This is a genomic window from Moorella humiferrea, from assembly GCF_039233145.1.
Taxonomy (GTDB): domain Bacteria; phylum Bacillota; class DSM-521; order Neomoorellales; family Neomoorellaceae; genus Neomoorella; species Neomoorella humiferrea.
Genome location: NZ_CP136419.1, coordinates 2581101 through 2596567 on the forward strand (window position 1 = coordinate 2581101; position 15467 = coordinate 2596567).

A 15467-nucleotide genomic window follows, 5' to 3' on the forward strand; every position below is an offset into this window, starting at 1 on the left:
CTCCATCAAAGCGTGGCTTAAAAGTTACATCCTTTCCGGGGCGTTGACCCCCAGAAGGTGCAGGACGTTACGCAGGGTTATGCGGGCGGCTTCCACCAGCACCAGCCGTGCCTTGCGCAGTTCGGGGTCATCGGCCAGGACGCGGCAGCTGGTATAAAAGCTGTGGAACAGGCTGGCCAGTTCATGGGCATAACGGGTGAGCCTGTGGGGCTCCAGGGCCTGGGCCGCCCCCGCCACCGTATCCGGCAGGGCGGCAATCTGCTTGATTAATGCCACCTCGGCTTCTTCCTGTAACAATTCCAGCCGGGCTTCCCGGGCCGGAGGGACTTCCAGGCCCCTTTCCCTGGCCAGACGCAAGATGCTGCAGATCCGGGCGTGGGCGTACTGTACGTAAAAAACAGGGTTGTCCGCCGTCTGGGACCGGGCCAGGTCCAGATCGAATTCCAGGTGGCTGTCGCTTTTGAGCATGACGAAGAAATAACGGGCGGCATCCCGGCCGACTTCTTCAATCAGCTCGTCTAACGTTACATAACGGCCGGTACGCTTGGACATGCGCAGGATCTCGCCGCCCTGGTAAAGGCGCACGAGCTGCATGAGCACGATCTCCAGGCGGTTGGGATCGTAACCCAGGGCCTGGAGGGCTCCCTTCAGGCGGGCCACATGGCCATGGTGATCGGCGCCCCAGACGTTGATCACCCGCGCGAAGCCGCGCTCAAATTTGTTGCGGTGGTAGGCGATGTCGGCAGCAAAATAGGTGGGCAGGCCGTTCTTGCGCACTACCACCTCGTCCTTCTCGGCCCCGAAGGCAGTGGCTTTAAACCACAGGGCCCCGTCTTTTTCGTAAATATAGCCGGCCCTGTCCAGGTCGGCGATGGCGCGGGCCACGGCTCCGGAATCATGGAGGGACTGTTCGCTAAACCAAACGTCGTAGGTCACTCCGAAATCCTCCAGCACCCGGCGGATGGCGGCCAGTTTTTCCTCCAGGGCAAACTGCACCAGCATTTCCCGGCGCAGCTTCGCATCGGTATCCAGATACTTGTCCCCGTACCGGTCGATAAAACGCCGCACCGTATCGATGAGGTCTTCCCCGTGGTAACCGTCGGCGGGAAGCTCGGCGTCCACGCCCAGGGCCTGGAGGTAACGGGCTTCCAGGGAAAGGCCGAAGTTTTCTATTTGGTTGCCGGCGTCGTTGATGTAAAACTCGCGGGTAACGTCATAGCCCACGGCGGTAAGGAGGTTGGCGATGCTGTCCCCCAGGGCCGCTCCCCGGGCGTTACCCATGTGTAAAAGCCCGGTGGGATTGGCGCTGACAAATTCCACCTGGACCTTGACCCCCTGGCCGATATTTGACCAGCCGTAATGTTCGTCTTCAGCGAGGACGGCCGGCAGTACCGGCAGGAGCCACCCCCGGTCCAGGATAAAATTAATAAAGCCCGGGCCGGCCACCTCGATCCTGGCCACCCCGGGTTGGGGCATTTCCAGGTGTCTGACTATGATTTCGGCCACCTGTCTGGGGGCCTGGCGAGCGGCCTTGGCCAGCAGCAGGGCCAGGTTGGCAGCAAAGTCGCCGTGAGACTTGTCCCGCGGCGCTTCAATCACAAAATCAGGCAGCGTCTCATAGGTGAGTTCCCCCGCTGCCCGGGCGGATGCGGCGGCCTCCCGCAGGGCCGCCGCCAGCCGCCTTTTCATTTCCTGCATTATGTTCACGCCTTACCCAAACTCCTTTTATCTCCAGCTTCCTAAAACCTTTAAGCGTAGTTTTCCAGGTATTCGACGGTAATTTCTAGCTGGTTGTCGCTGATCTTTTCTTGATCTACCTGTAATTCATACTCTAGATTAATACTTCCGCCCCTTTCTGTCAAGTCGACCTGCACCTTGGAAGGCAGCACGGCGATCTTCATGGTGCCGTAGGGCGTCACGTAAAAGAAAGCGTTTAAAATCCCTGCTTCAAAAGTGGTCTTCTGCTCGGCCGTGCCCATGCGGTTTAAAGTCACCCGCTGGGGCTCGACCTTCAATGCAGTTGTGGTACCCTCCATTCCCGACAGGCTGGTTTCATTGTAAAGGATGTAATAGTGTTGATCCCGGATGAAGAAGCGACCTTCGGTAATCAGCTCTATGGTGTCCGTCTCGCCCAGATCATTGGTCTGGGTGCCCTTAACCCTCACCAGTACGTCCTTCTTCAAGCCACGCACTTCCCTTCGGGATTTTTGGGGTCCTTAAATAGTTATTCTCCAGAAAGAAGGAATTTCCTTTTTATTTTTAATGATAATTTAACAATTCTTGTTGTTAATTATTCCTGAAGATGCCAAATTGCGCCCGACGGCCAGGGCCACAGGCTCGATTTCGCCCATAAGGCGGTCGAAGGTTTCCGGATGCAGGGATTGGGGACCGTCACAGAGGGCCCGTGCCGGGTCCGGGTGTACCTCGATTATCAAGCCGTCGGCCCCGGCGGCCACGGCAGCCCGGGCCATGGGCGGAACGAGGCGCCAGCTCCCCGTCCCGTGGCTGGGATCAACGACCACCGGCAGGTGAGAGTTTTCTTTGACTACGGCCACGGCGGCCAAATCGAGGGTAAAGCGGGTGGCGGTTTCAAAGGTACGGATGCCCCTCTCACATAAAATTACGTGGGGATTGCCGCTGTCTAAAATATATTCGGCCGCCATCAGCCATTCTTCGATGCTCGCCGCCAGGCCTCGCTTGAGAAGAATGGGTTTACCGGTCGTTCCCGCCTCCTTCAAAAGCCGGAAGTTCTGCATGTTACGGGCGCCGATCTGGAGGGCGTCGGCATACTCCGCCACCAGGGCCACGTCCCGGGTGTCCAGCACTTCGGTGACGATGGGCATGCCCACTTCCTCCCTCACCCGGGCCAGCATTTTAAGGCCTTCCTCTTCTAATCCCTGGAAGGCATAAGGGGAGGTGCGCGGTTTATAGGCGCCGCCGCGCAAAATATGGGCACCGGCGGCCTTCACGGCCATGGCTGTAGTCAACAGCTGTTCTTCGCTTTCTACGGCACAGGGCCCGGCCATAATGACCAAGGCGCGGCCTCCCACCGGCACGCCGCCGATCCGCACGATGGTCGGGGTTTCCTTGAGTTCCCGGCTCACCAATTTGTATGGCTTCATAATGGGAACGATTTTTTCCACGCCGGGCAGGTTGATGATGGCCTCCGAACTGAGGGCCTTTTTATCGCCGATGGCGCCGATAACCGTCTTTTCCTGGCCGTAAATGGGATGGGTCTTAAAACCCAGCTCCACTAGGCGCCTGCTGACTGCCTCAATCTGTTCCCGGGTCGCCCCGGGTTTCATAACGACGATCACTTTATCATTCCTCCCATCCTGCAGGGTAAAATAAAAACTCCCCGTCCTAGGGACGAGGAGTTGTACCCGCGGTACCACCCTAATTGGCTGCTATAGCAGCCCCCTCATTGCAGGGTACGGGAAAAGAAACGTTTGCCTCCTTTCCGATACCCCCTCCCTTTTAACGGCGGGAGCTCCGGCCCGGCCTACCCAGCCGGTTTTACCGGCCTTCAGCCTGCTCCTCCGGGGCGAACTTCAGCTCTAGCCTCCCGGCCGGCCTCCCACCGCCGCCGGCTCGCTGGGCGGTCAGCTAAAGCCTACTTTTCCCCTTCACGGGATTTAAATTACCTGGTTTTGTAAAGATACTTTAGCAGAAGGACGGCCCCGGCGTCAAGGGTTTAATGCAGTTCCTCCAGGGTTTTGCCCTTCGTTTCCACCCCTAAAATCAGCATCCCCAGGGCGGTGGCGACAAAGACGGCGGCAAAGAGGAAGAAGATTACCGGATAGGCCGCCTCCTGGCCCAAAAGAACCAGCATCTGCCCTACCATCAGGGGAGCCAGAATGGCGCCGATGCGACCGCTAAACGAGGCCCAGCCGGAGCCGGTGGCGCGGATGGCCGTGGGATAAAGTTCCGGCGTGTAGGCATAGAGGACGCCCCAGGCACCCAGGTTGAAAAAATAGACTGCCAGGCCCCAGATAATAAGCTGACCCGTGGTGCTGCTTAAGGAGAACATATAGGCCGCCGCCCCGCTCAAGACAAGGTAGCTCACCAGGGTTGTTTTGCGGCCGATTTTTTCCACCAGGTAGGCAGCGCTGAAATAGCCCGGTATCTGACCCAGAGTCATGATGAGTACATAGCCAAAGCTCTTGATTATGGCAAACCCCTTGCCTACCATAAGGGAGGGCAACCAGGTAACGATGCCGTAATAAGAGAAGTTAATCCCGAACCATAAAAGCCAGAGGCAAAGGGTGCGCCGGAAATAGCGCCGCGACCAGAGGTCCCAAACGGTTTCCCCAGAGGCAGGTCCTTCATCCTTAACCGGTTCAAAGGGCCCTTCCCCTTTCAGAACGCCACTGTCCTTTTCCACCACGGCCACTACGGCTGCGGCGGCCTCCAACTGCCCTATTTTCTCCAGGTAGCGGGGTGATTCCGGCAGGGCACGGCGCAGGACGGCGGCATATAGCGCCGGCAGGGCGCCGATGAAGAAGGCCAGACGCCACCCCCACCGCGGTACGGCCATGTAGCCGATGAGGGCGGCGACAATCCATCCTAGGGCCCAAAAGCTTTCCAGGAGGACGGTCATGCGACCCCGGTACCGCGCCGGCGAAAACTCGCTCATCAAGGTGAAGGCTACCGGCACCTCGGCCCCCAGCCCCAGCCCCACCAGGAAACGCCAGAACATCAGCCAGGTGTAATTGGGCGCCGTACCGGCCAAATAGGTGGCTGCCCCGTAAAAGATCAGAGTATAAGTAAAGACCTTCTTCCGGCCCAGGCGGTCGCTCAAGGCCCCCCCGAACACCGCCCCCAGGCCCATCCCTAGAAGACCGATGCTCCCCAGAGCCCCCATCTGGGCGGCGGTAAGATGCCACTCCCCGCCCACCGCCGGCAGGACAAAGGAAATGAGCCCCACGTCCATGGCGTCAAAAAGCCAGCCTATGCCGCAGATAAGGAGCAGGCGGTAATGGAAGGGACCCAGGGGCAATGTTTCCAGGCGTCGGGCAATGCTCACAGCAAAAAATCCCCCTCCAAAACAGTTTATGTTGCTATTATCTTATCACCTGTCTTGTCAGATGTAAAGATAAAAATGAGCGCCCCTTATTTTTGCAAGAGGCGCTGCAGGGGAGGAACGACCTGTTTTTTACGGGACATGACGCCGGGCAAAAATACCCTCCCCCCCGTCGTGGCGACGTTAAAAGCCCGCTCCACAACCCGGGCCTGGGGGCCGGTAAAAAGTAATTCCGTCCCGTTGCGCATCAAGTCGGTAATCATCAGGACGATTAAATCGTAGTTCCTTTCGGCCTGTAATTTTTCCAGTTCGGCGTACAGCTCATCGCTGCCCACCGGCAGGGTGTCCGTATCGACGATTTCTATCTGGCCGATGCCCACGGTGCTGCCGCCGAAGGTAAAATTCTTAAAATCCTCAAGGACGATCTCCCGTGCCGTGCGTCCGGCCAGGGAAGACGCGGCCCGGAACATCTCGCGTCCGAAAAGGTTAAGGTCGATGCCGGCAATTCCGGCCAGCCACCCGGCCTCCTCCCTGTCGTTAGGGGTACAGGTGGGCGACTTAAAAAGCAAAGTGTCGGACAGGATGGCGGCACATAATATCCCGGCGATGCCTTTTTCCGGTACGATGCCATGCTCACGATACATCTTGCTGACGATGGTCGCCGTGCTACCCACGGGTTCGTTGCGGACCAGCACCGGCTCGGCCGTCTCGATATCGGCCAGGCGGTGGTGGTCGATGACTTCCAGGATTTTAGCCTCTTCAATGCCAGGAACGGCCTGGCCCTTTTCATTATGGTCCACCAGAATGACCCTTTTACCCTGCATGGCCAGCAGGTGATAACGGGCAATTAATCCTACCAGGCGGTGGTCGTCGTCGATAACCGGGTAATTGCGGTAACGGGTGTCCAGCATGGTCTGCCGCACTTCGGCTATGAGGTCGTCCTCATGAAAGACGACAAGGTCCTCCCTCTGCATGACCTTGCTGACTGGCTCGTCCATGGGAACGTTGCCGGTATCCCAGGCTTCCAAAAGAAGGCGTGCCAGGTCGCCCATGGTGAAAAGGCCGAGAAGGCGGCGTTCTTCATCGACCACGGCCAGGGTTTTTACACCGTGCTGGCGCATGAAAATGCCGGCCTGACGCACTGTAGCCTCTGGACGGATAAAAAGGAGCCCGCCGTCGAGGACGTCTTTTACCCTGGTGCGGACGTCCTCAACCTGCAGGGGGGCGGAAAGGTGAAAGTAAGACAGGACAAACTCCGTTTCCCGGTTGAGCTTGCCGCACCGGGCGGCCAGAAAGCCTCCCTGATGCAGTTCATTTTTTAAAGCGGCATAACCCACGGCCGCAGCGATGGAATCGGTATCCGGCCGCTGGTGACCTATTACCAGAACTTCTTTCCCCATTGGCTCCCTCTCCTTTCCAAAGACCTCGGCAATATTTTGTCTCTCCGTTTCAACCCGGCACCTTTAAATTCTATGGGAAGATGGAATAAAAAACAAGATCTGTCGAAAAAATTCCGGTTAAAGCGCCGGTTTTTAGCGATGGTAGGGTTCGCCGCTAAGTATTTTAAAGGCGCGGTAGAGCTGCTCAAGGAGAATAAGGCGCATGAGCTGATGGGGAAAGGTGAGGCGGGAGAAAGAAAGGCGCAGGTGGGCAGCTTCCAGTACCCCAGGGTCCAGACCCAGGGTGCCGCCGATAATAAATGTCAGGTTACTGCGACCGGTTAGGGCTAAATCGCCGAGGCGCCCGGCCAGTTCTTCCGAGGTTAACATTGTGCCCTCGCGGTCCAGGGCGATAATATAAGCTCCCGGCCGGATAAGACGCATAATGCCTTCCCCTTCGGCGGCTAAAATCTGCCTGGCCCGGGTCGGCGGCAGGGGTTCGGGTATTTTTTCTTCGGGCCCTTCCAGGATGCGGACCCGGGCGAAGGGCCGCAGGCGTTTTAAGTATTCACTAACGCCGTCGCGAAGGAAAGGCTCCCGCAGCCGGCCCACGGCAATAATGTCAATATGCTGCATTTTTACTTCGACGGCATTTCTCCCAAAGTTACGGCGACATCGAATTGTTTTTTCCCGGCGAGGCGTACGACCGTTAAAATCACCCTGTCCCCCGGGGCTTTTTTATTGATAATGCTCTGAATGTCGGCATAGTCGGCCACCCGGTTGTTGTCTACGGCAACAATGACGTCGCCCACCTTCACCCCGGCCCTGGCCGCCGGGCCGTCGTTAAAAACGCCGCCGATATATACCCCCTCAGGTATATTATACCACCTGGCCATCTCCGGGGTAATATCCTGGAGGTTGTATACGCCCAGAAAGGGGTGGGTGACATAGCCGCGGGTCAATATCTGGTCGATGATGGGCCGCACATCGTTGATGGGGATGGCAAAGCCCATCCCCTCCACCCCGCTGGCCGCTATCTTGACGCTGTTGATGCCAATGACCTCCCCTCGCAAATTCACAAGGGCGCCGCCGCTGTTGCCGGGATTGATGGGCGCGTCGGTCTGAAGGGTCCGCAGGGTGATCTCCACACCACGCGGGCCGGGTACGGTAACCTCCCTGTTGAGGGCGCTGATCACGCCTACCGTAACCGAGCGGGCGAAGGCACGGCCCAAGGGATTGCCGATGGCCACCACTGTCTCCCCCACCTGAACGGTGCTGGAATCCCCCAACCGGGCCTGGGGGAGGTTGGCCCCCTTAATCTGCAAAACGGCTAAATCACTGCGCTCATCTGTTCCCACCACAGTGGCCGGATAGACCTGATCGTGGTCGAGGCTCACTGTTATCCTTTCGGCGTCGGCGATGACATGGTTGTTGGTGACGATGTAACCGTTGGCGCCGTCAAAGATTACGCCGGAGCCCTGTTTTATCCCGCCTTCGCCGGTGAAGTTGCGACCCGTCATGGCCGAAACCCCCACGACGGTCGGCCCGACCTGCTTGGCAATTGTAACGACTGGCGAACTGTCCGTGAATTGGACCGGTTGTCCTGCTGGAGGCTTCAATGCGGCCGGCGTCCCCGGTACCGGCGTCAAAGGACGCTGGTACAGGCGGGGTGCTACCACCAGGGCCGCGCCGGTGCCCAAGGCCGCACCACAAAAAAACAGCAAAAAAAGGCCCAAAATACGTAAATATTTTCCATTTTCCCAGGAGAAGTAGCGCAAAAAAATACCTCCTTTACCCGTTAATTAATATTACCTGGCGGACCTTCCTTTATAATCTGGCAAAATAAAAAAAGCCCCCGCACGTCAAGGGGGACAAAAATTTGTTAATGGCTGCGGGCGTATTTTTCCACAGGATATTCCCTGGTAAAGGCCGCGGCAAAGGCTTCGAGGTCCATTCCCAGGATCTCCTGAAAGGCCTTTTCTAAAGTGATACCCTTCCCAAGCTCGTCAAGAAGACGATGGACGGTCGCCAGGCCCCAACCATCGACCATGTATTCGGTCATGAGCAGCGACTGACGGTAGGCCAGGGCCTGATCGGGCAGACCGTCGTAGCCGTAATCCATACTCCGGAGGGAGTACCATTCCCGCGCCGTCAATGAGCCGGGCATGGTAAATCCCGTGATTTTTTTCTCAACATACTGGGCAAGGCCTTCCGTCAACCAGCGGGGATAATTTCCCCGCGCCCTTTCATCAACCAGGAGATGGGCCAGTTCATGGGCCATGGGACCCGAAGTGGTGAAAATTCTGGCAATATCTTGCAAATCCTCTGCCGAAATCCAATCAAGGGGGGAAAGGACGCGAATGACACCACCCCAGTATACGCCCATGGCGCTTTCGCTGGCCGGCCAGCCAAACTGTAATGCCAGGCTTCGCCGGTCGGGGTAAAGGATGATTAACGTCTGGCGCCGGGGGGCATTACCTAACATTTCCTCCACCGGAGCGTAGGCTTCCTCGGCCGCCGCCAGGACTATAGGCGCCACGGTGGCATCTTGTTCCCGGTAGCGCAGGCGAAAATGGGGACTCTCGATTTCCGGCCACTGACGGGTCTGCCAGGCGGCGTGGGCTTCTGCCACCCATCTTACCGCTCCATAACTTGAGGTGCGCAGCCAAACCGGCGCGCGGACAAGATTTGCGCCGGCCACTATCAGGGCGAAAAATCCCGCGGCAATTCCCGACCACCAGCGGGACGACATGTCTCTCCCCTCCCCCATGGCCTTTTTCTTTCTGGCCTTTTTTTCGATTATACTATATCTATAGTGCCAACTTCACTGGTAATGGGTGTAAAAAATCCGGAGCCCCAGGGCTCCGGATTAACAGCTGGCTATTCCAGATCTACTTCGTAACCAGCCTCTTCAACAGCCTTTTTCATATCCTCAAGGGTGACTTTGGCGGGATCGTAAGTAACTTGGGCTTTCCCGGCGGCCAAATCAACGGTGGCCACCGTAACTCCCGGCAGCCCCTTTAAAGCCTTTTCAACCGCCATCCGGCAGTGCTGACAACTCATTCCCTTAACTCGCAAGGTACCTTCAGCCATAAACTTCCCCTCCTTTGTTTTCCCGGCGGGCCTTCTAAAGACTGGCCAGGTAGCGTTCCGCCGCCATGGCCGCCACGGCACCGTCGCCCACCGCCGTACTTACCTGGCGAAACTCTTTAACCCTCACGTCGCCGGCGGCAAAGACGCCGGGTACGGAAGTAGCCAGATCCTCGCGTGTCACGATATATCCTTGGGCGTCGAGGGTAACGACCCCCTGGAGGAAAGAGGTATTTGGCTCGAGGCCTATAAAGATGAAGACCCCGTCGAACGCCTCTTCCCTGACGGCGCCGCTGCCGACGTCCTTAAGTTCCAGGCCTTCCACCTTTTCCCCGCCCTTTATCCTTGTTACGACGGTGTTCCAGGCAAAGGATATTTTAGGGTTATCCCGAGCCCTTTCCTGTAGAATCTTAGCCGCCCTTAGGGTGTCGCGCCGGTGGATGATGGTCACCTGGCTGGCAAAGCGGGTGAGGAAAAGGGCTTCCTCCACCGCCGAATCACCGCCGCCAATAACCGCCACCTTTTTGTCACGGAAAAAGGCGCCGTCGCAGGTGGCGCAATAAGAAACTCCCCGGCCGCGGAATTCTTCTTCTCCCGGTACCCCGAGGGGACGCGGGTGGGCACCACTGGCAATAATTACCGCCCGGGCTTCAAAGGTTCCGCTGCTGCTTAAAACCTTTTTCACGGAACCGGTAAAGTCAACACCCTGAACGGTGGCCGTCTCCAGCCTGGCCCCGAAGCGCTGGGCCTGTTCGGCGAATTTCATGGCCAGTTCAAGACCAGTAATGCCTTCGGGAAAACCGGGATAATTTTCAATCCTGTCGGTAAGTCCCGCCTGACCGCCTGGAGCTCCCATCTCCAGGACCACGGTGTCCAGCCCGCCCCGGGCACCATATAGGGCTGCCGTCAGTCCGGCCGGCCCGCCGCCTATAATCAGCAAATCATGGGGCATATCCCATACCTCCCTGCCTTATATTATTTGCTTTCTCATAACCACCATGCCAATCAGAGAGGGATATCTCTTCTGAAAATACTATTGTTATTATACGCCTTTGCTTTATATTAAAGCAAGAAAAATCTCCGGGGGGCTTGTCCCCGGAGAATATTAAAACTTACTACAAATAACCCGCAGGGTTGCGGAAATTGCCGTTTACCAGGACTTCAAAGTGAAGGTGGGGACCGGTGGTGCGGCCGCTCGTTCCTACATAACCGATAACTTGCCCCCTGCTTACCCGTTGGCCGACCCGGACGTTAAAGCCCGACAGGTGGGCGTAACGGGTGACCAGCCCGCCGCCGTGGTCGATAATGACCATGCGGCCGTACCCGCCGTCATAGCCGGCAAAGGTAACCCTGCCGTCAGCCGCGGCGCCTACGGGCTGCCCTATGTTTCCGCCGATATCCATGCCGGTATGGAACTCGCCACCGCGGTAACCGAAGGGAGAGGTTATGGGACCGCGAACGGGCCAGGACAAAATCCCGGAGCCTCCACGGGACGCCAGTACCATGCGCGTTCCCCGCTCCACCACCTGTGTCACCGGTTCCTTTAGCACCTGCTCGCCGATTACATTTTTCTCTACCTGATTACCGTTTTTGGTCACTATCCGGTAGGTAACCAGGCGTTCTCCTTCGGCACCGGACTGGATAACTCTTTCCTGTCCCCGAAAAAGTTCCTCGTTTTCCTTTATTTTTACGTCATAGGGCACTGTTTCCCTTACTTCCTGGTTGTAGACGACCATTACCTCAAGGAGGGGTTGGGCGACCGTCAACCTCAATCGCTGGCCTATATCCAAGCGCTCTCCTTTAAGTTCGGGATTGGCGGCTTTAATATCGTCGACGAGGAGGCCGTGGGCCCGGGCTATGGACCACAGGGAATCGCCTTGCTTCACCACGTACTCCATGTTTTTGCCGCTCATGCCCTTTAACCTGGCCAGGGCCTGCTCCGGTGTCAATATTTCCTCCGGACTGGCCGGTCGGTGTTCATAGGTTACCTCTTCAAGGAATTTTACTTCCTGAATCTCGCCGCTTCCCGGAGGAGGCAGGTAGTCTTTTTTATATTGTTCCAGAACCGCATCGGCCACACTGTCGCTGGCTACTACAATTTCCGGCCTGCCGTCGATGGTGATTACCGTGGCGTTTGCGGTTATATGCAGCGCCTGCTGCAGGGCTTCTTTAAGGCCCTCCGCATCCATAACCGCGCGTGAGCTTATACGGACCCTTTGGAAGGACACCTGGTCTGCGATCTTAAGCCCAATGGAGTCCGCCGTCATTTTTTCTGCAAGGATATCCTGAATGATGCGGTCAACTTCGGCCCGGTCGGCGGTCACGGCCACCTGCCGGCCGTTGACCATCACGGCCCATGCGTTGGGCGCAAGGAAATAGTACCACCCTCCCAGCAGGATGCCCCCCGCCAGGACGGCATTAATTAAAAAGAACTTTCTCTTTCCTCTGTACTTATTCCGGTACTTCTCCTTCCACCGTTCGGTCCGTTCCCGTAAACAGCGACCCCTTGCGGCCGCCATGTCCGGCAGTTTACCCGGTGGCGGCATGCCTTTCCTCCTCTCCCCCCTGTATGTGGCAGGAAGTTCCCTCCCCCGCCCAAATTTAATTATTCGACTTTGTAGACGAAATTCCTGCCTAAATTATGCGCCGATGGCTTCTTTAACCTGCACATAGATGGCGGCCTGCAGACGCATTTTTTGAACGGCGCAGGCTACGGGTGCCGGTTCCCTTAAATTTCCCGTAGCCGCCAGGTTGGCCGCATGGCAGCCGCCGCTGCAGTAAAAACGGGCCCAGCACCGGCGGCATTCCGGCTGGTTGTATACATGGGCCTGGCGAAACTCCTCCCGCAGTTCCGGGCGCGTGATCCCCTCCTGGACGTTGCCCAGCCGGTATTCCCGTTTACCCACCAGCTGATGGCAGGGATAAAGATCCCCACCGGGCGTTACCGCCAGGTAGCTCGTACCCGCGCCGCAGCCGCTGAGCCTTTTGGCAAGGCAGGGGCCCGCTTCGGGATCAATGCTGAAGTGGAAAAACTTAAAGGGATTTCCCCCTGCCCCGGCCTCTAAATAAGCCACGGCAAGGCGGCGGTATTCTTCGGCCAGGCGGTCTAAATCTTCCTCCCTAATAGCATATTCGGCCTCCGGTGCCGCTACTACCGGTTCCAGGGACACGAAACGAAAACCCAGGGCGGCAATGTGGAGCACATCTTCACTGAAATCTAAATTCTGATGGGTGTACGTCCCCCGTACCCAGTAATCACGGTGGCCCTGGGCGGCAACAAAATGCCTTTCCCTGGGTACGACGAGATGATAGGTGCCCTGTCCAGAGGGGGTCCGTCGATTCAAATCATGAACTTCCGGCCGGCCGTCCAGGCTCAAAATAACGCTGATCTGGTTGGTAATCAGGAATTCCTCCACTTCCGGCGTCAACCCCAGCCCGTTGGTGGTCAGGGTAAAGCTTATTCTCTTCCCTGCAGCTGCCGCTTTTTCCCTCCCGTAAGCCACCAGTTCCCGAACGACGCCGAAATTTAAGAGCGGTTCTCCACCAAAAAAGTCGACTTCTATCCGCGGCCTCCGGCCGGATTCCTTTAGCAGCAGTTCCAGGGCACGATAGCCGGTCTCCCGGCTCATTAAACCCCGTTCGCCACCGAAGGGGCCGCCGTCGGCAAAACAATAACGGCAGCGCATGTTGCAGTCATGGGCCACGTGAAGGCAGAGGGCCTGAAGGGTGGGCTCAGGCGGACGGTAGGAGGGACCGAGGCGGTCTTCGCTAAAGAGGGTGCCTTCTGCTTGCTTGGCTGCCAGTTCCGTCCAAACCTCTTCCACCGTAGCGGCCCCCCATTTTCCTAAAGAGCGGGGAAGCAGGGTGGTCCAGTCGTTCTCCGTAAATTTACCGTTCCTTCCCCCAGCCCGTAGTTCCTCCAGAACGTCCCTGGTGGGCCCATCTATGATATGCACGGCACCGCTGTTGACATCCAGAAGCAAACAGAGTTCTTCAAAATCGAACCAGTAGACGTCTCCCCGCCAGTCGACGTTTTCAAGATTTAGTGCAGGCAACGGCAGTCGCCTCCCCCTGGAATAAATATCACAGCCAATATAAAAGCCCGACCGTTGGAGCCGGGCCTTGGGGCTTATTTTTTATCAGCACGCTCGCAGGGCTGATTGCTGACGGTAATAGAAGTCTTGCAGGCCGACTGGCAGGAGACATGGCAATTGCCACAACCTCCCTGCCTGACGTTTTCCTGCAGGCGGGGGGTAAATACCGTCCGGATGTGCATCTGTTACACCCCTCTTTATCGTTTGGAGAATTGTGGCGCCTTGCGGGCCTTCTTTAAGCCGTACTTTCTTCTTTCCTTCATCCGCGGATCCCGGGTCAGGAAACCGTGGCTCTTCAAAACCGGGCGCAGGTCAGCGTCAGCCTGCAGCAGGGCCCTGGCAATTCCCATCCTGATGGCCCCGGCCTGACCGCTTATGCCGCCGCCCTTAACTTTGGCCATTACGTCAAACCTTCCCGCATTGTTGGTAACTTCCAGGGGTTGACGTACTTCCATGGCCAGAATTTCCTGGTTGAAATATTCGTCGAGGGGGCGATCGTTTACAGTCACCCGACCTTCGCCGGGTACCAGGTACACCCGAGCCACGGCATTTTTACGCCTTCCCGTGCCGTAAAATTGAACCTGGGCCAAAATTTTCCCCTCCTTTAGTCCTTAATCTCCCAAACTTCCGGCCGCTGGGCCGCGTGGGGATGGCTGTTACCCCGATAGACCTTTAGCTTCTTGATCATTTGCCGGCCCAGGCGATTATGGGGAATCATCCCTTTCACGGCCTTTTCAATGGCGCGCTCGGGAAAGGTCTTCAAAAGCTGGGCATAGTTCATAACTTTTAAGCCACCGGGATAACCGCTGTGGCGGATGTACTGCTTTTGCTGGAGCTTTTTGCCGGTGAGGCGCACTTTTTCCGCATTGATGACGATGACGTGATCGCCGCAGTCCACATGGGGGGTAAAAATAGGCTTATGTTTGCCCCTGAGGAGGCGCGCGGCTTCAGTGGCTACGCGACCCAGGGTTTTACCCGCCGCGTCGATGACGTACCACTTACGCTCCACCTCATGTGGTTTGGCCATAAAGGTGGACATTTTCTCCCTCCTGTTCTTACACGAGATTATTTTAAGCAATTAGCTATGGCAAGTCAAGAAAATTAGTAGGCCACCCTCTCTAAACATAATCCCTGGGCCGGGGCCGTGGGCCCCGCTTTCTCCCGGGAGCGGGATTGAATAATACCCGGTATGTCATCTGGAGAAAGCTTTCCCCTGCCGACTTCCACGAGGGTCCCCACCATAATCCTGACCATATGATAAAGAAAGCCGTTGGCTACCACGTCAAAAAAAATGAACCGGTCCCGGCGGTGCAGGCGGGCCTCTAAAACTTCCCGCTCAAACCGGCGCACAGGGCTACCGGCGGCGCAGAAGGAGCGAAAGTCGTGGTAGCCTATGAAATAACGGGCGGCCTCTGCCATGGCGTCAAAGTCCAAAGGATAACGCACCTGCCAGCAGTAGCGGCGGCTGAAAACGTCGGGTACGGTATGATTGTAGATGCTATAGCGGTACCATTTCCACCGGGCGCTGTAGCGGGCGTGAAATTCGGGGGGTACGGCTTCAGCCTTGAGGGCGGCAATGTCTTCCGGCAGGACGCTGTTTAAGGCAGCCGGCCACCGCTCCACAGGGATACGGCTGGAGGTGGTAAAACTGATTACCTGACCGCGGGCATGAACCCCGGCGTCGGTACGCCCGGCGGCCGCAGGGCAGACCCTTTCCCCCGTCAGCTTCTCTATGGCGGCGGCTACAACACCCTGGACGGTCGGCCCGTGGACCTCCGGCTGTACCTGCCAGCCGGCATAATTGGTACCGTCGTAAGCCAATGTGATCTTTAAATGGGGCATGGAATCCTCCCCTTAAAGGAGAAGGGCTGTTTCCCGCCT

General features: G+C 57.3%; 16 protein-coding genes and 1 other annotated feature. All 16 genes read right to left on the reverse strand.

What is annotated here, in order from left to right; genetic code table 11:
* Positions 1-24 precede the first annotated feature (24 nt).
* A complete protein-coding gene (gene argS, locus MHFGQ_RS13310; RefSeq protein WP_106006297.1) occupies positions 25-1707 on the reverse strand; it encodes an arginine--tRNA ligase in 1683 nt (560 codons plus the stop codon).
* Positions 1708-1748: 41 nt separating this feature from the next.
* Positions 1749-2183 (reverse strand): DUF1934 domain-containing protein, encoded by a 435-nt coding sequence (locus tag MHFGQ_RS13315; protein ID WP_106006298.1) that lies wholly within the window; start codon positions 2181-2183, stop codon positions 1749-1751.
* Between the two features lie 87 nt (positions 2184-2270).
* Entirely contained in the window at positions 2271-3317 is a 1047-nt protein-coding gene (aroF, locus tag MHFGQ_RS13320; protein ID WP_106006299.1) for a 3-deoxy-7-phosphoheptulonate synthase, read from the reverse strand.
* Between the two features lie 45 nt (positions 3318-3362).
* Positions 3363-3639 (reverse strand) — a binding site (T-box leader).
* A 55-nt stretch (positions 3640-3694) separates the two neighbouring features.
* On the reverse strand, positions 3695-5026 hold the full coding sequence (locus MHFGQ_RS13325; protein WP_106006300.1) for an MFS transporter: 1332 nt from the start codon (positions 5024-5026) through the stop codon (positions 3695-3697).
* 86 nt (positions 5027-5112) lie between these two features.
* Positions 5113-6423: a putative manganese-dependent inorganic diphosphatase gene (locus MHFGQ_RS13330; protein WP_106006301.1), complete on the reverse strand. Its 1311-nt coding sequence runs from the start codon at positions 6421-6423 to the stop codon at positions 5113-5115.
* Positions 6424-6555: 132 nt separating this feature from the next.
* Positions 6556-7038, reverse strand: coding sequence for a 23S rRNA (pseudouridine(1915)-N(3))-methyltransferase RlmH (gene rlmH / locus MHFGQ_RS13335; protein WP_106006302.1), 483 nt, complete (start codon positions 7036-7038; stop codon positions 6556-6558).
* Between the two features lie 2 nt (positions 7039-7040).
* Positions 7041-8180 carry a S1C family serine protease gene (locus MHFGQ_RS13340; protein ID WP_170066391.1) on the reverse strand — a complete coding sequence of 380 codons (1140 nt, stop codon included), beginning with the start codon at positions 8178-8180 and terminating at the stop codon, positions 7041-7043.
* A gap of 104 nt (positions 8181-8284) precedes the next feature.
* Positions 8285-9154, reverse strand: a complete 870-nt coding sequence (locus MHFGQ_RS13345; protein ID WP_106006304.1) for a peptidase MA family metallohydrolase — start codon at positions 9152-9154, stop codon at positions 8285-8287.
* A gap of 128 nt (positions 9155-9282) precedes the next feature.
* On the reverse strand, positions 9283-9495 hold the full coding sequence (gene copZ, locus MHFGQ_RS13350; RefSeq protein WP_106006305.1) for a copper chaperone CopZ: 213 nt from the start codon (positions 9493-9495) through the stop codon (positions 9283-9285).
* A 34-nt stretch (positions 9496-9529) separates the two neighbouring features.
* On the reverse strand, positions 9530-10444 hold the full coding sequence (gene trxB / locus MHFGQ_RS13355; protein ID WP_106006306.1) for a thioredoxin-disulfide reductase: 915 nt from the start codon (positions 10442-10444) through the stop codon (positions 9530-9532).
* 163 nt (positions 10445-10607) lie between these two features.
* On the reverse strand, positions 10608-12038 hold the full coding sequence (locus MHFGQ_RS13360; protein ID WP_106006307.1) for a peptidoglycan DD-metalloendopeptidase family protein: 1431 nt from the start codon (positions 12036-12038) through the stop codon (positions 10608-10610).
* 93 nt (positions 12039-12131) lie between these two features.
* On the reverse strand, positions 12132-13547 hold the full coding sequence (gene scfB, locus MHFGQ_RS13365) for a thioether cross-link-forming SCIFF peptide maturase (RefSeq protein ID WP_106006308.1): 1416 nt from the start codon (positions 13545-13547) through the stop codon (positions 12132-12134).
* Positions 13548-13621: 74 nt separating this feature from the next.
* Positions 13622-13768, reverse strand: a complete 147-nt coding sequence (gene scfA, locus MHFGQ_RS13370) for a six-cysteine ranthipeptide SCIFF (protein WP_106006309.1) — start codon at positions 13766-13768, stop codon at positions 13622-13624.
* 15 nt (positions 13769-13783) lie between these two features.
* Positions 13784-14176 carry a 30S ribosomal protein S9 gene (rpsI, locus tag MHFGQ_RS13375; protein ID WP_106006310.1) on the reverse strand — a complete coding sequence of 131 codons (393 nt, stop codon included), beginning with the start codon at positions 14174-14176 and terminating at the stop codon, positions 13784-13786.
* A gap of 14 nt (positions 14177-14190) precedes the next feature.
* Positions 14191-14625, reverse strand: a complete 435-nt coding sequence (rplM, locus tag MHFGQ_RS13380; RefSeq protein ID WP_106006311.1) for a 50S ribosomal protein L13 — start codon at positions 14623-14625, stop codon at positions 14191-14193.
* A 62-nt stretch (positions 14626-14687) separates the two neighbouring features.
* A complete protein-coding gene (truA, locus tag MHFGQ_RS13385; protein WP_106006312.1) occupies positions 14688-15428 on the reverse strand; it encodes a tRNA pseudouridine(38-40) synthase TruA in 741 nt (246 codons plus the stop codon).
* Positions 15429-15467 lie beyond the last annotated feature (39 nt).